Source organism: Bradyrhizobium sp. USDA 4501 (assembly GCF_054062115.1).
Window position 1 is genome coordinate 7,006,484 of sequence record NZ_JBSSEX010000001.1, and the last position, 18,261, is coordinate 7,024,744.

Here is an 18,261-nt window from a genome sequence, read left to right on the forward strand (position 1 = left end):
CATGAGGAGGCTGCCCCGGAGCTGGCTCAAAGGGAGACACCGTGCAGACGACGCTGCTCGGCCTGGCAATTGCCTTCATTCTTGCACTGGTCGCGGCGCTGGTCGGTCCATATTTCGTTGACTGGAACCAGTTCCGGCCGCAGTTCGAGGCGGAGGCGTCCAAGATCATCGGCGTGCCGATTCGCGTCGCCGGCAATCTCGACGCGCGTCTGCTGCCGGCACCCTCGCTGCGGTTGAAGACGGTCACCGTCGGCGGCGCCAACGACCTCGGCAAGATTCGGGCTGCCAATCTCGACGTCGAACTCAGCCTGAGCTCGCTGATGCGCGGCGAGTGGCGCGCGAACGAGCTCACCATCAACGGCGTGTCGCTCGATCTCGGGCTGGACTCGAAAGGGCGGATCGACTGGTCGCCGTCGAGCGGGAGCTTCAACCTCGCTTCGCTGGCGATCGACCGGCTCAACCTGACCGGCCGCATCGCGCTGCATGATGCAGCGAGCCGCAGCACGCTCGAGCTCAACGACATTGCCTTCAGTGGCGACGTCCGCTCCCTTGCCGGCGCGATCCGGGGTGACGGCAATTTCATGTTCGACGGCAACCGCTACCCGTTTCGGGTCTCCTCGGGGCAGAGCGCCGATGGCAGCGGCACTCGCCTGCACTTCAGCATCGATCCCGGGCAGCGGCCGGTGTCGGCCGATCTCGACGGCATCCTGACATTCGAGGCCCGCGCGCCGCGGTTCGAGGGCACGCTGACGCTGGCGGGTGCGCCCGGTCAGCGCGGCGGCGATGCGCCGCCATGGCGGATCGCGGCCAAGGTGAAATCGGATTATTCGGCGGCGCGGCTCGACCAGATCGACGTGAGCTATGGCGCCGAGGATCGTGCGCTGAAGCTCGCCGGCAATGGCGATCTGCGTTTCGGTGCGTCGCCGCTGCTGCGCGCCTCGCTTACGGCGCGGCAGCTCGACGGCGACAAGTTCGCCGCCAAGGATAGCAGCAATGGCAATGTCGAGCCGGTCCGCGTGCTGCCGGCGATGCGCGCGGTGTTGTCGGGTCTTCCGCAAAGCCCGATACCGGCGCAGGTGGAGCTGGCATCCGAGCAGATCATGCTCGGCGGCCGTCCATTGCAGGACATCTCGGCGGAGCTGCGATCGGATGCGAAATCATGGACGGTGCGCCGGCTGGAATTTCGCGCGCCGGGATCCACGCGAGTCTCGATGAGCGGTGCCAGCGCGCAAGCTGGAGCGGCGAACAGCTTCAAGACCGCGCTCAACATCGAATCGTCCGATCCCGACGCGCTGATGACCTGGCTGCAGGGGCGCGGCGACGCCACCTATCGCAGCCAGAGGCCGCTGCGTTTGCGCGGCGACGTCATGGTGTCACCATCGGGCTTTTCGATCGATGCGATGAAGGCGGAGATCGAAAGCGGCACGCTCGAGGGCCGCGTCGCGGTTACGTACCGCGAGGCAACCAGCGGCTCGAAGGTCGAGGCGCAGTTGAAGGCGGATCGGCTCGATCTCGACGCGACCGCGGCATTGATCCGCTCGCTGGCCGGTCCGCAAGGCGAATGGCCCGACGAGGCGCAGCTGTCGCTCGACGTCGGGCGCGCGGTCTCTTCCGGGCAGGAATTGCGGCCGCTGCTGGCGAAAATCGCCTATAGCCCGAAGAATGTCGTGCTCGAGCGCGTCAAGATCGGCCAGCCCGACAACGTCACGCTCGACGGCAGCGGCAATTTCGACCGCGCCAATTCGACCGGCAAGCTCGCGGTCGACGCGACCGCCGCGTCGCTTGGCCGGCTGACCGCTGTGGTTCAGCCGTTCGCGCCGGCGCTGGCCGCGCGGCTTGGCGTGCTCCGCGCGGATGCCGGCCCGGTTCGCGCCAGGCTCGCGCTCGACCTCGGCAAGGGCAAGGCTGCCGACCGCGTCAGCGCGCGCGCGACGCTCGATCTCGACACGCCGCAGCTCAAGGGCAATACGGTGATTTCGGTGACGCCACAGGTGGCCGCGATCCGTGCGCTGGATTTCGATGCACTTCGCCGCAACGAGGTTGCAGCGGAGACGAAATTCTCGGCCGGCGATGGCAACGCTTTGCTGGCGCTGCTTGGGCTTGACCATGCGGTCGCAGCCGGTGCCGGTTCGACGCAATTCGAGGGCACGGCGATCGGCGCGTGGGGCGCGCCGTTGCGGCTGAAGGCAAGGCTCTGGGGCGCAGGGCTCGACGCGGATGCCGAAGGGACCGCGGAGCCTTGGACCAAGGACGGGGCCAACGCGGGCAAATCGAGCATCAGCCTCCGCGTCCGCAGCGCCGACATCAGTCCGCTGCTCAGTCTGAAGCCAGCCGATCCGGTTGCAAACATCCGCCTGTCGTCGAAGCTGACGCTCGCGGGCGACAGGCTGACCTTCGACGATCTGGACAGCATCATCGCCGGTTCACGGCTGCGCGGTCATCTGGCGCTGACGCTCGCCGATCAGAAAAGCGTCGACGGCGAAGTCGGTCTCGATCAGATCACGCTGGCGCCGATTTTCGCGGCCGCGATCGGCGCGGCCGGTCACGATGCGACGGAGCCGCTCGGCCAGGGCCTCACAAGCGCCTGGCGCGGCAAGGTCACGTTCGAAGCGCTGCACGGTCTGCTGCCGGGGGGCGCCGAGCTGCAGCCGGTCAGCGGCACCATCAGGTCGGACGGGCAATCGCTGACCTTCGACGGCATCAAGGGCAAGATCGGCGGTGGCGAGGCGACCGCCACCATCGATGCGCGACAGGGCGCCAACGGACTTGCGCTCAGCGCCAATGTGCAGCTGTCCGGCATCGACAGTTCAGCCTTGCACTACCGCAGTCTCGCGATGCCCAAGGGACGCGCCTCGATGCAGATGACGCTGTTGACGCAGGGCCGCAGTGCCTCGGCGTTGACCGGCGCGCTGTCCGGCAGCGGCACCGTGACGCTGGAGGGGCTGAGCCTTCCGGGTCTCGATCCGCGCGCCTTCGAGGTTGCGATCCGCGCCAGCGATTCCGGGCAGGCGACCGACGACACGCGGCTGCGGCAGATCGTCGAACCGGTGCTCGCGAGCGGCGCGCTGTCGATCGCTTCGGCGCAAATCCCCTTCAACATCCGCGACGGCCGCCTTCGGGTCGGCGCCACCACGCTCGCGGCGAACGGTGCCAATGCGACCGTATCCGGCGGCTACGACATTCCGGCCGACCAGGCCGACATTCGCGCCGCCCTGGCATCGACGCAGGTCGGCACGGCCAACAGCCGACCGGAAATCCAGCTGCTCGCCGTGGGCACGCCCGACGGATTGTCGCGTAGCATCGACATTGCGGCGCTGTCGTCGTGGCTTGCGGTGCGCGCGATCGACCGGGAGACCAAGCGGCTCGACGCCATCGAGCGCGGCGAACCGGCGCCGCCGCCGACCCAAACGGCGCTTCCGCATCCGGCCGAGCCGGCGCCGGATGCATCCAACCCGAATTCGGCAGGCATGCCTTCCGCCAACTTGCCGGGGCCTGGTCCTGATCCGCGCCGCGTGCCGGCGAAGCCGAAGATCGTTGCGCCGCGGCCGCCGACTGTCCCGCCGGCCGCCACCGCGCCCGCCATTGCGCCGCCCGCATCGCTTGCGAGCCAGCCGCAGCTGGCGCCGCTGCCGCCGCCGATCGAGGTCAAGCCGGCGCCCGGCGCGGCCAGGCCAAAGCCGCTGCGGCCCCCGCTGTCGCTGACGCCGCAGGTCGCCAATCCACCGCAGCGGCCGGCGATGCAGAACTAAACGCGCTTTCAAGCGAAGTGGGCACCGGTTCGCGTCAAGACAGCGCGTCAAACGAAGCGCTGGCTCATGATCGGTGCTGGAGAATATTGATCAGCTTGCCGAAGGGATCGCGGACGAAGAAGCGCCGCACGCCCCACGGCTCGTCCGCCGGTCCGTATTCGATCGCGATGCAGGCTGCCTTCATTCGGCGCAGGGCCTCGTCGAGATCGTCAACCTCAATGGAGAGATCAGGCACCGGCGTGCCGGAGCCACCTTCGGAAGCGAAGCTGATTTGAGCATGCATTGTTTCGGAAGAGCCATAAGTCGCAACCCAACCGAAATCCATCAGTGGCTCGAGGCCAAGCACGTCGTGATAAAACGACTTCGCTGCCGCTGTGTCCGGTGCGGCAACGTTCGCGACGATCCGATTGACCTTCATGCTGAGCCCGCGCAGCGGAACGACCGTCTACTGGTGGCGACGGTCGGAGAGGGCCGTCAGGCCTGCTGACGCGTGTCAACCTGTTGCGGCCTGACATCCGTGGGCACCGCCGGCGTGGCGCGCGAGCGGAAGTAGTCGAGCACGAACAGCCGGATCGCGGAGGACAAATTGCCCTGCTGACGGTTGTTGTCGATCTCGCCGACCAACTCCGACAGCGTCATGTTCCGCAGACCGGAAATCTCCTTCATGCCATTCCAGAAGGCTTCTTCGAGGCTGACGCTGGTCTTGTGTCCGGCGACGACGATCGAGCGCTTGACGACGGGAGACTTCATGATGCGTCTCCATTTTCGATGCGGTGCTGATCGAGCACACGCGCGTTGCGCTCGCCGAGGAATTCGTCACGCGCTCGTTCGGATTTGGTGCGACCGAATAGCGCACGATTGGCTTCGGCCTGCTTCGCTGCTTGTTCGCGCTCACCGCGCTTCTTGAATCGTTTCAAGTTGACCACGTCGCCCATGCTCGTCGTCCTCATCGTCCCCAGAGCGGAATTGGTGATGCATCGTGACGAAAGCAAGAGCAACTGCGCTACGCGCCACGGCTCGATATCCATCCCGAATCCCCGTTTGATGCTCTGATAGCATCAAAGAATCCGTTTCGCTCTGCGAAAACTAGACGTCTGTACCATGCGCCAGCGCAGAGCTCATAGGTAACGCGCCTTAGTCTTTAGGCGTTATGATCCATAATTATATCACGCGCGCTGACCGTATTTATCCGGACAATGCGAGCTTCGCTTTAGCCCGGGTGTGTCATTTTGTCCGGCTGCACGAGGCGATCAAATTCATCCGCGGAAACAAATCCGAGCCGCAAAGCCTCTTCCTTCAGCGTCGTTCCGCGCGCATGCGCCGACTTGGCGACCTTGGCTGCGTTGTCGTAACCGATCTTCGGTGCGAGTGCGGTGACCAGCATCAGCGAGCGCTGCATCAGTTCGTTGATGCGCTTTTCGTCGGCGCGTATTCCGACAACGCAATGCTCGGTAAATGAGCGGACAACGTCAGACAGCAACTGAATGGAATTTATCATACAGTATGCCAACACAGGCTTGTACACGTTCAACTCGAAATGGCCCTGGCTGCCGCCGACGGTGATCGTGGTCTGATTGCCGAACACCTGGCAGCAGACCATGGTCATGGCTTCGCACTGGGTCGGATTGACCTTGCCCGGCATGATCGACGAGCCCGGCTCGTTCTCGGGCAGGATCAACTCGCCGAGGCCCGAGCGCGGGCCCGAGCCGAGCAAGCGGATATCGTTGGCGATCTTGAACAGGCCGGTCGCCACCGAGTTGATCGCGCCGTGTACCAGCACATAGGCGTCGTTGGAAGCCAGCGCCTCGAACTTGTTGGCCGCGCTGGTGAACGGCAGCTTGGTGATCTTGGCGACGTGGCGCGCGAAGGTTTTCGCAAATCGCGGCTTCGAGTTGAGGCCGGTGCCGACGGCGGTGCCGCCCTGCGCCAGCGGAAACAGATCCTTCACCGCGACGCGCAGCCGCGCGATGCCGCTCTCGACCTGCGCGGCGTAGCCGGAGAATTCCTGGCCGAGCGTCAGCGGCGTCGCATCCTGGGTATGGGTGCGCCCGATCTTGACGATCCTGGCAAACGTCTTCTCCTTCTTGCGCAACGCGCGATGCAGTTCGGTGAGTGCCGGAATCAGATCGGCGACGATGCGGCTCGCCGCGGCGATATGCATCGCGGTCGGAAACGAGTCGTTCGACGACTGACTCATGTTGACGTGATCGTTCGGATGAATCGGCTTCTTGGTACCAAGCTCGCCGCCGAGCATCTGGTTGGCGCGGTTGGCGATCACCTCGTTCACGTTCATGTTGCTCTGCGTGCCCGAGCCGGTCTGCCAGACCACCAGCGGGAAATTGTCGTCGAGCTTGCCTTCGATCACTTCCTTCGCTGCGCGGATGATGGCGCCGGCGCGGCGCGCATCGAGCTGGCCGAGCTCGCGATTGGTCTCCGCGGCCGCAAGCTTCACGATGCCGAGTGCATGGACGATCGCGATCGGCATGCGGTCGTGGCCGATCTTGAAATTCTGTCGCGAGCGTTCGGTCTGCGCGCCCCAGTAGCGGTCGGCGGGAACGTCGATCGGACCGAAGCTGTCGGTCTCGCTGCGGGTCTTTGCCTTGGAGGGGATCGTCGATCGAGCCATCATGCTTTCCGTGGATGCTTGCCGTTGCGTCATCAAAACGTGGCCCGGCGCGGCAACGCGACAGCGTCCGCGTGAAGGGCACGTTCATGCAGAAGGTAGGCCGCGATGACGATTTGTCATCCCGATCCCGGCAAGCATCCTACAAGGTCGAGGCGTGATCTGCGCTTAGATTATTTCTTGCGGAAGCGGTCCAGCCGCACGACCTCGGCGCCTTCGCTGGGCTTCGCGGGCTCCTGCTCGGTCTCGGCGCTCTCGGTCTCGGCCGCTGCGTGGGCCGCAGGGGCGGGCAGGGGAGAGGCCGGTGCGGTGGCGGGAGGGGCTTCTTCGGACAGTGCGTCCGAGACATCGAAGCGCAAATCGAACGGCGCGGATGGATCGAGGAAGCGCGTCACCGCGGCGAACGGCACGGTCAGCCGCTCGGGAATCCCGCCGAACGACAGGCCGACCTCGAAGCGATCCTCGGTCACCACCAGATCCCAGAACTGGTGCTGCAGGATGATGGTCATCTCCTCCGGATACTGCGCGAGCAGCCGGGGCGACAGCTTCACGCCGTCGCCGTGCGACAGGAAGGTGATGTAGAAATGGTGCTCACCTGGCAGGCCATGTTCGGCGGCGTCGGACAACACCCGGCGCAGCACCCCGCGCAGCGCATCGCGCGCCAGCACGTCATATCGGATGTGATCGGTCGCCATGGTGATCCTGTCGCTTCGAAAATGCCCGCCGGGGCGGCGCCGGACCGTCCGACTCGCCCTTTTGCCATGCTACCCCGCCGGGAGCCGGAAATCAGCAGGGCTGGCCGCTGAAATGCGCGCGGACGCCCGATTGGGAAACAAGGGATAAAGTGGAGGCTTCTGTTGCCAGGTGCCTCCGAACCCCGCCTAGCGGAGCTTAACCCGCTAGGACTTTAAGATGGTCTTTCAAACTGCGTTACGCAGCCTGAGCAACCGGAGCAAAGTTGTCGTTGGCAACTATTGCATTGGCCCGATGTCGGCGGAACCATACCGAGAAAAAACACGCCCTTTACGCCCTCGTCGATCCTATTTCGCCCCCGCCGAAAGCCACCGCGACGGATGGATTTTGGTGGAGGCGCCGGGTACCGCCCCCGGGTCCGAATGGTTTATTGCGACGGTCATTTATTTCCATAGCCGGCGAACCGGCACCCCCAATATAGCGGCAAAGTCTTAGAAAAACAGAGCCGATTCAGGCCCTTTCGGCTGTAAAAACCCGCCGATTTGGGGTTGGCCAGGGTCTTGGCGCTGTCCCGGCGCCGTTCTAGGTTTTGTCCATGCCCCCGGATTCTCCGCCGGTTGCCGCCCCGGCACCGGATGCCTCCGCACCATCGCCGCCCCACCAGCCCGGCCTGCTCGAGCTGTTCCTGGCCTTTGCCAAGATGTCGCTGGCCGGCTTTGGCGGGGTTCTGGTCTGGGCCCGGCGCGCGATCGTCGAGCAGCACCGCTGGATGACCGCGGAGGAGTTCAACGAGACCTTCGCGCTGTGCCATTTCCTGCCAGGTCCGAACATCGTCAACCTGTCGGTCGTATTCGGCTCGCGCTTTCGCGGCATAGCCGGCGGGCTCGCCGCCTTCGCCGGGCTGGTCGGGCCGCCGATGGTGATCGCGACCATCCTTGCCGCGCTCTATGCCCGCTACGGCGACATCGACGTGCTGCGCCGGACGCTCGCCGGCGTCGCCTGCGCCGCGGTCGGGCTGCTGTTCGCCGTCGTCTTCAAGATGATGATGCCGCTCCTGAAGCGGCGCGATGTCACGGGCCTCGTCATTCTGGCTGCTGTTTTCGTCGCGATCGGACTGATCCGCTGGCCGCTCCAGATCGTGCTGCTGGTGGCGATCCCGCTCAGCATTGCGACGACGGTCCTGGCGCGCCGCATGGTGCGGGCATGAGCTCGGAGTCCAACCCGATCGCGGCGCTGGTCTGGACCTTCGGCCTGATGTCGCTGTTTGCGGTCGGCGGCGCCAATTCGGCGATTCCCGAAATGCACCGTGCCGCCGTCGACGTGCATCACTGGCTGACCGACAAGCAGTTCGCCGACGTATTCGCGATCTCGCAGCTCTCGCCGGGGCCGAACGTGCTGATCGTGACCTTGATAGGCTATTCTGTCGCAGGCGTCGCCGGGGCGTTGGCCGCGACGGTGGCGATGTGCGGACCGACCGCGCTGCTTGCCTATTATGTGAGCCGTTTCCTCGATCGCTCGCGCGAGGCGCGCTGGCCGGCGATGATCCAGGCGGCATTGGTTCCGCTGTCGATCGGTCTGATGGCGGCCTCCGGCCTGATCGTGGCGCAGACCTCAGACCAAAGTTGGATCGCGGTCCTGATCACCATTGTCGCGGCCGCGCTTGCTTTTGCGACGCGGATCAACCCTTTGTGGATGTTGCTGGCCGGAGGCCTCTTGGGTTTCGCTGGCGTTATCTGACGAAAATCGCTAGCAAGGCTTTCGGTCAACGCACCACAAACCAAGCCATTCAATCAAAACGGGCGGGACAGCCCTGACGGGGGAAGCGAAGTCATGAGCGATACGCCGAGCGAGGCGCCGGTCAAATCGATCTTGCCGAAATGGGTGCGCGGTCCGCAGGATTTTGTCGGCGGGCTCGCCATGATGGCGGTTGCGCTGTTTGCCTTGTGGGCCTCGAGCGATTTGCAGGGCATGCACGGATTTTCGTTCGGCGCCGGAACCGCGCCGCGCATGTTCGCCGTGCTGCTGCTGTTGCTCGGCGGTGGTGTCGCGCTGATGGGAGTTCTGCAGAATGGCCCGCATATCGCGGCCTATTCCTGGCGCGGCCCGTTGTTCGTATCCGCCGCAATCGTGTTCTTCGCATTGGCGATCCGGCCGCTCGGGCTTGTGGTCTCCGCCTTTGCCGCCTTCATGATCGCGGCGATGGGCTCGCAGGAGACGAAATTGGTCGAGGCCCTCATTGTCGGCGCCTGTCTGACCCTCGGCTGCGCGCTGCTTTTCCCCTATGTGCTGGGACTTCCGATGCCGATGTTCCCGCGTTTCCTGATCCAGTGAGGGCGTGATGGAACTGTTTGCCAATCTCGCCCACGGTTTCGCGGTCGCATTCTCGCCGATCAACCTTCTGATGTGCCTGATCGGCGCACTGGTCGGCACGCTGGTCGGCGTGCTGCCGGGCATCGGCACCATCGCCACCGTCGCCATGCTGCTGCCGATCACCTTCGGCCTGCCGCCGGTCGGTGCGCTGATCATGCTCGCCGGCATCTATTACGGCGCGCAATATGGCGGCTCGACCACCTCGATCCTGGTCAATATTCCGGGCGAGGCGACCTCCGTCGTCACCGCGCTCGACGGCCACCAGATGGCCAAGCAGGGCCGCGCCGGTCCGGCTCTGGCGATCGCCGCGATCGGCTCGTTCTTCGCTGGCTGCGTCGCGACCGTGCTGATCGCCGTGCTCGGCGCGCCGCTGACCAAGCTCGCGCTGGCGTTCGGTCCGGCTGAATATTTCTCGCTGATGGTGCTCGGCCTGATCTTCGCGGTGGTGCTCGCCAAGGGCTCGGTGCTGAAGGCGATCGCGATGATCGTGTTCGGCCTGTTGCTGTCGATGGTCGGCTCCGACATCGAGACCGGCGCCTCGCGCATGGCCTTCAACATCCCCGAACTCGCCGACGGTCTCGGCTTTGCCACCGTGGCGATGGGTGTGTTCGGCTTCGCGGAGATCATCCGCAACCTCGACCACGGCGCCGAGATGAACCGCAACCTGGTGCAGCAGAAGATCACCGGCCTGATGCCGACCAGGAAGGACATCGCGGATTCAACGCCGGCGATCCTGCGCGGCACCGTGCTTGGCTCGATCCTCGGCATCCTGCCGGGCGGCGGCGCCGTGATCGCCTCGTTCGCGGCCTATACGCTGGAGAAGAAGCTGGCGAAGGATCCGAAGCGGTTCGGCCGCGGCGCGATCGAGGGCGTGGCGGCGCCGGAAAGCGCCAACAACGCCGCGGCGCAGACCTCGTTCATCCCGCTGCTCACGCTCGGCATCCCGCCGAACGCGGTGATGGCGCTGATGGTCGGCGCGATGACCATCCACGGCATCGTGCCGGGTCCGCAGGTGATGCAGAAGCAGCCCGATCTGGTCTGGGGCATGATCGCCTCGATGTGGATCGGCAATCTGATGCTGATCATCATCAACCTGCCGTTGGTGGGCATCTGGGTCCGTCTGCTGCGCGTGCCGTACCGCCTGATGTTCCCCTCGATCGTGGTGTTCTGCGCGATCGGCATCTACTCGGTGAACAACGCGCCGGTCGACGTCGTGCTCGCCGGCGTGTTCGGCCTGGTCGGCTATTGGCTGATCAAGCACGATTTCGAGCCGGCACCGCTGCTGCTCGGCATGGTGCTGGGCCCGCTGATGGAGGAGAACCTGCGTCGCGCGCTGTTGATCTCGCGCGGCGACTGGAGCGTGTTCGTCTCGCGGCCGCTATCGGCGGTGCTGCTGGCGATCGCGGCGGGTCTCCTGGTGCTTGCCGTGCTGCCGACGTTGCGTGCCAAGCGCGACGAAGTGTTCGTGGAGTCCGAGGGCTGAGCGAGCCGCCGGCCCTGCGTCGGCGCGCCGCAGGCGGAAGTCGAATCGACACTCGATGTCGTCCCGTGAAATGAAAATGCCGGCCGATTTGGCCGGCATTTTTATTGGTCAAACGTTCCGGGAGGAATTGAGATGATGTCCATTCGCTCGCTTGCGGGCGCATGCCTTTCGGCATTTGTAGCGCTCGGCGCTTTCACCGTGCCGGCGTCCGCGCAAAACTATCCGACCCGCACCATCACCATGATCGTGCCGTTCGCAGCCGGCGGCCCGACCGATGTCATCTCGCGCATCGTGACCGCGCACATGGCGCAGACGCTGGGACAGAGCATCGTGATCGAGAACGTGGTCGGCGCCGGCGGCACCACCGCGACGACGCGCGCCGCACGCGCCGCCAATGACGGCTATACGTTGATTACAGGGCATATGGGCACGCACGCCGCCTCGGTGCCGCTCTATCCGAAGCTTGCCTATCACCCGGAAAAGGATTTCGAGCCCGTCGCGCTGCTCGCCGGCACGCCGATCCTGATCCTTGCCCGCAAGGACTTCCCGCCGAAGGATCTCAAGGAATTCGTCGCCTACGTGAAGGCCAATGCCGAGAAGGTCAACGCCGCGCATGCCGGCATCGGCTCGGTCTCGCACGCCTCCTGCGAGCTCCTGAACTCGATCCTCGGCGTCAAGCCGGTCGGCGTGCCCTTCAACGGCACCGGCCCGGCCATGAATGCGCTGGTCGCCGGCCAGGTCGACTACATGTGCGACCAGATCGTCAACGCGGTGCCGCAGATCAACGCCGGCACCATCAAGGCCTATGCGGTCGCCACCCCCGAGCGCAACCCGTCGCTGCCCAATGTGCCGACCACGACGGAAGCCGGCTTGCCGGCATTCCAGGCCCAGGCCTGGAATGCGATTTTCGCGCCGAAGGGAACTTCGCCCGCCATCATCGCCACGTTGAATGCCGCGGCCATCAAGGCGCTTGACGATGAGAACGTCCGCAAGCGCCTGCTCGACCTCGGCAGCGTGATCCCGGCGCCCGCCAACCGTACGCCGGAGGCGCTCGCGACGCTCGTCAAGAACGAGATCGCGAAGTGGACGCCGGTGCTCAAGCCGGCAACTTAATCCAGTACAATCAGGCAGATAGGGCAGGGGCGGGACGCGAGTTCCGCCCCTTGTCGTTTGGCGCGGAGTGCTCACTTTTCAGGGTATAATCGGTACGTTCAGCCGAATCAGCGTGCCGACCGGCGGCCTTGGCCGCTACATTGGTCGTTCTCTCGAAAGCCCGAAACAGACGCCATGAACCAGTATCACGACTTGCTCGAACGCATCCTCGCCGACGGTGCCGAGAAGCACGACCGCACCGGCACCGGGACGCTGTCGATCTTCGGTCATCAGATGCGTTTCAACCTCGCGGCCGGCTTCCCGATGCTGACCACCAAGCGGCTGCCGCTGAAGGCGATCGTGCACGAGCTGCTCTGGTTCCTCGCCGGCGACACCAACATCAAATATCTCAACGACAACGGCGTCACGATCTGGGACGAATGGGCCGACGCCAACGGCGACCTCGGTCCGGTGTACGGCTCGCAATGGCGGTCGTGGCCCGCGCCGGATGGCCGTAGCATCGACCAGATCGCTGGCGTGGTCGAGATGATCAAGCGCAATCCGGATTCGCGACGGCTGATCGTCAGCGCCTGGAATCCGGCCGAGGTCGACAAGATGGCGCTGCCGCCGTGCCATTGCCTGTTCCAGTTCTATGTCGCGAACGGCAAATTGTCCTGTCAGCTCTATCAGCGCTCGGGCGACGTCTTCCTCGGCGTACCCTTCAATATCGCCTCCTATGCGCTGCTCACCATGATGGTCGCGCAGGTGACCGGGCTGAAGCCCGGCGATTTCGTGCACTCGCTCGGCGACGCGCACCTCTACTCCAACCATCTCGAGCAGGCGCGCCTGCAGTTGACGCGGCCGACGCGGCCGTTGCCGACGATGGCGATCAATCCGGACGTGAAGGATATCTTCGCGTTCCGCTACGAGGACTTCAAACTCGAAGGTTACGACCCGCATCCGCACATCAAGGCCGAGGTGGCGGTATGAGTTGCGGTCCGAGGGATTGAATGTCGCTGACGATCCGCCGCGCGCGGCCCGATGAGGCCGGACTGGTGTTCTCGCTGGTCCGCGAACTCGCCGAATACGAAAAGCTTCTGCATGAGGTTCACGCCAGCGAGGCCGATATCGCCGAGGCGCTGTTCGGCGCCAACCCACGGCTCTATTGCGACATCGCGGAATGGAACGGCGAGCCTGCCGGCTTCGCGGTCTGGTTCGTTAACTTCTCGACCTTCGCCGGCCGTCACGGCATCTATCTCGAAGACCTCTTCGTGCGTCCGGCGCTGCGCGGCAAGGGCATCGGCAAGGCGCTGCTCGTGCATCTGGCGAAGCAATGCCTCGCCAATGGCTGGTCGCGCCTGCAGTGGGCGGTGCTCGACTGGAACGCGCCGTCGATTGCATTCTACAAGTCGCTCGGCGCCGTGATGATGGACGAATGGACGATTTGCCGCGTCTCCGGCGAGGCGCTGTCGGCTCTCGCGGAAGGGGCGCGCTGATGGAGATCGTGCTCGTCGTAGCGGTCGCCGAGAACGGCGTGATCGGGAGCGACAACGCCATTCCATGGCGGCTGAAATCCGACCAGCAGCGTTTCAAAGCGATCACGCTCAACAAGCCCGTCGTGATGGGGCGCAAGACCTTTGAGTCCCTGCGCAGGCCGCTGCCGGGCCGCACCAACATCGTGGTAACGCGCGATCCCAACTACCGCGCGCGCGGCGCCATCGTCACGACGTCGTTTGACAGCGCCCGCGCCATTGCGCTTGGTGACGCGCTGCGGCGTTTCGCCACTGAGATTGCAATCATCGGTGGCGCGGAAATCTACGCGCAATGGATGGGCACCGCCGATCGCCTTGAGATCACCGAGGTCCATGCCCGGCCGGACGGCGACACGCGGTTCGACAAAATCGATGCGCAGCTGTGGGACGAGGTGGCGCGCGTGCGAAATCCGGCAGGCCCGGACGACAGTGCCGACTTCTCCTATGTGACATATCGTCGGCGCGGCCCGGGTTAACCAATGTTTGCATTGACAATTATGCCCCGGCGCATAGCTCGTCCGGCCAGGAAGCTTGCGTTGTAAGGGCCCTAGCGGTCCCCTATAACCGGGCCGGACATTCGAGGCCGGGCGTCCCGTCCGGACTTGCCGAGGAGATGTTTGATGCCGTGGAAAAATCAAGGCGGGGGGCCCTGGGGCTCGGGTCCGAAAGGGCCATGGGGCACCGGTCCGCAGTCAGCCGGGCCAAGGCCGCCGGATCTTGAGGATCTGCTGCGGCGCGGCCAGGACCGCCTGCAGCAGTGGCTGCCCGGCGGACATTTCAGCGGCATGGGCGTCGCGCTGGTGCTGGTCGCCGCGCTGGCGATCTGGTTCGCGACCGGCATCTTCCGCGTGCAGTCCGAAGAGCTCGGCGTCGTGCTGCGCTTCGGCAAGTATGTCCGCGATGCGCAGCCGGGCCTGCGCTACCACCTGCCATATCCGATTGAGACAGTGCTGCTGCCGAAAGCGCTGCGCGTCAACACGATCTCGATCGGCATGACGCTGATCGACGATCCCGCTCGCCGCGGCCGCACCATGCGCGACGTGCCGGAAGAGAGCCTGATGCTGACCGGCGACGAGAACATCGTCGACGTCGACTTCACGGTGCTGTGGCGCATCAAGCCGGGTGGAGCCGGCGCCTATCTGTTCAACATCCAGAATCCCGAAGGCACCGTGAAGGCGGTTGCCGAAAGCGCGATGCGTGAGGTGATCGGCCGCTCGCAGATCCAGCCGATCCTGACCGGGGCGCGCAACGTCACCGAGCAGAGCGTCCAGGAGCTGATGCAGAGGACGCTCGATACCTACAACGCGGGCATCCAGATCACGCAGGTGCAGATGCAGAAGGTCGATCCGCCGGCGCAGGTGATCGACGCATTCCGCGACGTGCAGGCGGCGCGCGCCGACCTCGAGCGCAAGCAGAACGAGGCACAGACCTACGCCAACCGGATCGTACCGGAAGCGCGCGGTCGTTCCGCGCAGATCCTGCAGGCCGCCGAAGGCTACAAGGAGCAGGCGGTCGCCGACGCCAAGGGCCAGAGCGCACGCTTCCTGAAAGTCTATGAAGAGTACAAGAAGGCACCCGACGTGACGCGCGAGCGCATCTATCTGGAGACCATGGAAAAAGTGCTCGGCGGCTCCGAGAAGCTGGTTTACGACGGCGGCCCGGGCCAGAACATCGTGCCCTACCTTCCGCTCGGCGAACTGACGCCGCGGCGTCCGGCGGCACCGGCCACGACCGGCCAGCAGCAGGGAGCCACCCGATGAGGTCTCCCGTCACCGGCATTGTGTCCCTGATCATCCTCTTCATTGTGCTCGCCGTCGGCTACAGCTCGGTGTTCGCCGTGCAGCAGACCGAGCAGACCATCGTCCTGCGGTTCGGCGAGCCGGTCGACATCGTCACCGAGCCCGGCCTGCACTTCAAGGCGCCGTGGAATTCGGTGATCAACGTCGACAAACGCATCCTCGATCTGGAAAACCCGTCGCAGGAGGTGATCGCCTCCGACCAGAAGCGGCTCGTGGTGGACGCGTTCGCGCGCTATCGCATCAAGAATGCATTGCGCTACTACACCAGCGTCGGCTCGATCCAGGCCGCGAATCTGCAGCTGACCACGCTGCTGAACGCAGCGCTGCGCCGCGTGCTCGGCGAGGTCAACTTCATCACCGTGGTGCGTGACGATCGCGAGAAGCTGATGCAGCGGATTCGCGAGCAGCTCGACAGGGAAGCGGACGGATACGGCATCGAGGTCGTCGACGTCCGCATCCGCCGTGCCGACCTGCCGGAGCAGAACAGCCAGGCCGTCTACAACCGGATGAAGACCGAACGTGAGCGCGAGGCGGCCGAGTTCCGTGCCCAGGGCGACCAGAAGGCGCAGGAAATCCGCTCGAAGGCCGACCGCGAAGCGACCGTGATCGTCGCCGAGGCGAACTCGGCCGCGGATCAGACTCGCGGTGCGGGTGACGCCGAGCGCAACCGCCTGTTCGCCGAAGCCTATGGCAAGGACAAGGACTTCTTCGCGTTCTATCGCTCGATGACGGCCTATGAGAACGGCCTGCGTTCCAGCGACACGCGTTTCCTGTTGCGGCCGGACTCGGAATTCTTCAGATACTTCGGCGGTGCAAGCGGCAAGTTGCCTGAGGCGGCCGCCGCGCCGAAACAGTAACGTCACGACTTGAACTTCAGGACTTGGCGGCGATGCGGATGACGCTTCGCCGCCGACCAAAAACAACAAGCATCGAGCGGGAGGCTGCCATCCGATGAAGTCCATAGCGTTCGGCGACTTCCTCATCGGGTTGGGAATCCTGTTCGTGCTCGAAGGCATTCTGTTCGCGGCAAGCCCCGCCTGGATGCGCCGGGCGATGAAGAGCGCGCTGGCGACACCCGACAACATCCTGCGCATCGTCGGTATCGGCTCGGCGGTCGCCGGGCTTGTCCTGATCTGGGTGGTGCGAAGATAGTCGCCGCTCCGGAGCATGCGAAGCATGACCGCCAATGCGCGATTGCGCATCGGGGAACCTCGAGATTCCCCAAGGTGCGCAATTGCGTCCCCGGGGTTCAGCCTTGTCGGGCTGCCCCGGAATGACAGGCAAGACTGAACATATCGTGAGCCTCTCGCAGCCGGTTTTTCGCCGAAATGCCCGGGTGAGATGCTTGCGCCGTATGCCTGTTCGGGCGCACTCTGTAACTAGCTCATTTGAACCCGTTTGCCTGGAGAAACTCCGACATGACCGCTGCCAGACCAGCCCTGAGCCGTCGCTTCCGCATGATGGGAGCCGCGATCTCGATCGGTGCTGCGAGCATGCTGAGCTCCGTGCCGGCGTTCGCACGCGGTCCTGAAGGCATCGCCGACATCGCCGAGAAGGTGATCGACGCCGTCGTCAACATCTCGACGTCGCAGACCGTCGAGGCCAAGGACCGGACGATGCCGCAGCTGCCGCCGGGCTCGCCGTTCGAGGAATTCTTCGACGACTTCTTCAAGAACCGCCGCGGACCGCCCGGCAAGGGCGGCGACAAGAGCGGTGAGTTCCAGCCGCGCAAGACCAACTCGCTCGGCTCGGGCTTCATCGTCGACACCGCGGGCATCGTCGTCACCAACAACCACGTCATCGCCGACGCCGACGAGATCAACGTCATTCTCAACGACGGCACCAAGATCAAGGCCGAGCTGGTCGGCGTCGACAAGAAGACCGACCTCGCGGTCCTGAAATTCAAGCCGCCGAAGCCGCTCACCGCGGTCAAGTTCGGCGACAGCGACAAGATCCGGCTCGGCGACTGGGTGGTCGCGATCGGCAACCCGTTCAGCCTCGGCGGCACGGTGACCGCGGGCATCGTCTCGGCCAAGAACCGTGACATCAGCCAGGGCCCGTATGACAGCTACATCCAGACCGACGCCGCCATCAACCGCGGCAATTCCGGCGGTCCGCTGTTCAACCTGGATGGCGAGGTGATCGGCGTCAACACGCTGATCATCTCGCCGACCGGCGGTTCGATCGGCCTCGGCTTCGCCGTGCCGTCGAAGACCGTGGCCGGCGTGGTCGACCAGCTGCAGAAATTCGGCGAGCTGCGCCGCGGCTGGCTCGGCGTGCGCATCCAGCAGGTCACCGACGAGATCGCAGACAGCCTCAACATCAAGCCGGCGCGCGGCGCGCTGGTTGCCGGCGTCGACGACAAGGGGCCGGCCAAGCCGGCGGGCATCGAGCCCGGCGACGTCGTCGTCAAGTTCGACGGCAAGGACGTCAAGGATCCGAAGGATCTGTCACGCATCGTTGCCGACACGGCGGTCGGCAAGGAAGTCGACGTCGTCGTCATCCGCAAGGGCAATGAGGAGACCCGCAAGGTCACGCTCGGCCGGCTCGAGGACAATGAGAAGGTTCAGCAGGTCAACGCCAAGTCGAAGGACGACACCGCCGAGAAGCCGGTGACCCAGAAGGCGCTCGGTCTCGACCTCGCGGCGCTGAGCAAGGACCTGCGCACCAAGTACAAGATCAAGGACAGCGTGAAGGGCGTCGTCGTCACCGGCGTCGACGGCAATTCCGATGCCGCCGAGAAGCGGCTGTCGGCGGGCGATGTCATCGTCGAGGTGGCGCAGGAGGCGGTGTCGAGCGCCGCCGACATCAAGAAGCGCGTCGATCAACTCAAGAAGGACGGCAAGAAGTCGGTGCTGCTGCTGGTCTCGAACGGCGACGGCGAACTGCGCTTCGTCGCGCTCGGCGTGCAGTAACACTC

At 65.0% G+C, this 18,261-nt stretch carries 18 protein-coding genes and 1 other RNA gene; 13 read left to right on the forward strand and 6 right to left on the reverse strand.

Features of this window, described 5'->3' with window-relative positions:
* Window positions 1-41 precede the first annotated feature (41 nt).
* Window positions 42-3,749 carry an AsmA family protein gene (locus ACVWZM_RS32225; RefSeq protein WP_168857175.1) on the forward strand — a complete coding sequence of 1,236 codons (3,708 nt, stop codon included), beginning with the start codon at window positions 42-44 and terminating at the stop codon, window positions 3,747-3,749.
* Window positions 3,750-3,813: 64 nt separating this feature from the next.
* Here the strand turns inward: ACVWZM_RS32225 and ACVWZM_RS32230 are convergent, their stop codons facing one another.
* The 6 genes from ACVWZM_RS32230 to ssrA all read right to left on the reverse strand — a co-directional run bounded on the left by ACVWZM_RS32230 (window position 3,814) and on the right by ssrA (window position 7,571).
* The gene (locus ACVWZM_RS32230) at window positions 3,814-4,167 is read right to left on the reverse strand and encodes a VOC family protein (protein ID WP_456855576.1); all 354 of its coding nucleotides are present in this window, start codon (window positions 4,165-4,167) and stop codon (window positions 3,814-3,816) included.
* Window positions 4,168-4,223: 56 nt separating this feature from the next.
* Window positions 4,224-4,499 carry a ribbon-helix-helix domain-containing protein gene (locus tag ACVWZM_RS32235; protein ID WP_024580116.1) on the reverse strand — a complete coding sequence of 92 codons (276 nt, stop codon included), beginning with the start codon at window positions 4,497-4,499 and terminating at the stop codon, window positions 4,224-4,226.
* Window positions 4,496-4,684, reverse strand: coding sequence for a DUF4169 family protein (locus tag ACVWZM_RS32240; protein ID WP_016841076.1), 189 nt, complete (start codon window positions 4,682-4,684; stop codon window positions 4,496-4,498). Before ACVWZM_RS32240 ends, ACVWZM_RS32235 begins: the two co-directional genes overlap by 4 nt.
* Before the next feature lie 275 nt (window positions 4,685-4,959).
* Entirely contained in the window at window positions 4,960-6,378 is a 1,419-nt protein-coding gene (gene fumC, locus ACVWZM_RS32245; protein WP_168857173.1) for a class II fumarate hydratase, read from the reverse strand.
* A 167-nt stretch (window positions 6,379-6,545) separates the two neighbouring features.
* Window positions 6,546-7,067 carry an SspB family protein gene (locus ACVWZM_RS32250; protein ID WP_057015035.1) on the reverse strand — a complete coding sequence of 174 codons (522 nt, stop codon included), beginning with the start codon at window positions 7,065-7,067 and terminating at the stop codon, window positions 6,546-6,548.
* Between the two features lie 148 nt (window positions 7,068-7,215).
* Window positions 7,216-7,571: a transfer-messenger RNA gene (ssrA, locus tag ACVWZM_RS32255) on the reverse strand.
* Window positions 7,572-7,660: 89 nt separating this feature from the next.
* Between ssrA and ACVWZM_RS32260 the strand changes: the two genes are divergently transcribed.
* The 12 genes from ACVWZM_RS32260 to ACVWZM_RS32315 all read left to right on the forward strand — a co-directional run bounded on the left by ACVWZM_RS32260 (window position 7,661) and on the right by ACVWZM_RS32315 (window position 18,256).
* Window positions 7,661-8,272, forward strand: a complete 612-nt coding sequence (locus ACVWZM_RS32260; protein ID WP_057015036.1) for a chromate transporter — start codon at window positions 7,661-7,663, stop codon at window positions 8,270-8,272.
* A complete protein-coding gene (locus ACVWZM_RS32265; RefSeq protein WP_076824254.1) occupies window positions 8,269-8,802 on the forward strand; it encodes a chromate transporter in 534 nt (177 codons plus the stop codon). The genes ACVWZM_RS32260 and ACVWZM_RS32265 overlap by 4 nt, the downstream gene beginning before the upstream one ends.
* 93 nt (window positions 8,803-8,895) lie before the next feature.
* Window positions 8,896-9,396 carry a tripartite tricarboxylate transporter TctB family protein gene (locus ACVWZM_RS32270; protein ID WP_168857172.1) on the forward strand — a complete coding sequence of 167 codons (501 nt, stop codon included), beginning with the start codon at window positions 8,896-8,898 and terminating at the stop codon, window positions 9,394-9,396.
* A 7-nt stretch (window positions 9,397-9,403) separates the two neighbouring features.
* Complete coding sequence (locus ACVWZM_RS32275) at window positions 9,404-10,918, forward strand: tripartite tricarboxylate transporter permease (protein WP_018272999.1); 1,515 nt, start codon at window positions 9,404-9,406, stop codon at window positions 10,916-10,918.
* A gap of 132 nt (window positions 10,919-11,050) precedes the next feature.
* On the forward strand, window positions 11,051-12,031 hold the full coding sequence (locus ACVWZM_RS32280; RefSeq protein WP_076824255.1) for a tripartite tricarboxylate transporter substrate binding protein BugD: 981 nt from the start codon (window positions 11,051-11,053) through the stop codon (window positions 12,029-12,031).
* 174 nt (window positions 12,032-12,205) lie between these two features.
* A complete protein-coding gene (locus ACVWZM_RS32285) occupies window positions 12,206-13,000 on the forward strand; it encodes a thymidylate synthase (RefSeq protein ID WP_028332488.1) in 795 nt (264 codons plus the stop codon).
* A gap of 20 nt (window positions 13,001-13,020) precedes the next feature.
* A complete protein-coding gene (locus tag ACVWZM_RS32290; RefSeq protein WP_168857171.1) occupies window positions 13,021-13,506 on the forward strand; it encodes a GNAT family N-acetyltransferase in 486 nt (161 codons plus the stop codon).
* On the forward strand, window positions 13,506-14,018 hold the full coding sequence (locus tag ACVWZM_RS32295) for a dihydrofolate reductase (protein WP_168857170.1): 513 nt from the start codon (window positions 13,506-13,508) through the stop codon (window positions 14,016-14,018). Before ACVWZM_RS32290 ends, ACVWZM_RS32295 begins: the two co-directional genes overlap by 1 nt.
* A gap of 144 nt (window positions 14,019-14,162) precedes the next feature.
* Window positions 14,163-15,302: an FtsH protease activity modulator HflK gene (gene hflK, locus ACVWZM_RS32300; RefSeq protein WP_028342342.1), complete on the forward strand. Its 1,140-nt coding sequence runs from the start codon at window positions 14,163-14,165 to the stop codon at window positions 15,300-15,302.
* Window positions 15,299-16,198, forward strand: a complete 900-nt coding sequence (gene hflC, locus ACVWZM_RS32305) for a protease modulator HflC (RefSeq protein ID WP_168857169.1) — start codon at window positions 15,299-15,301, stop codon at window positions 16,196-16,198. Before hflK ends, hflC begins: the two co-directional genes overlap by 4 nt.
* A gap of 94 nt (window positions 16,199-16,292) precedes the next feature.
* Window positions 16,293-16,493, forward strand: a complete 201-nt coding sequence (locus tag ACVWZM_RS32310) for a DUF2065 domain-containing protein (protein ID WP_028332483.1) — start codon at window positions 16,293-16,295, stop codon at window positions 16,491-16,493.
* A gap of 266 nt (window positions 16,494-16,759) precedes the next feature.
* Window positions 16,760-18,256 (forward strand): Do family serine endopeptidase, encoded by a 1,497-nt coding sequence (locus tag ACVWZM_RS32315; RefSeq protein ID WP_168857168.1) that lies wholly within the window; start codon window positions 16,760-16,762, stop codon window positions 18,254-18,256.
* Window positions 18,257-18,261 lie beyond the last annotated feature (5 nt).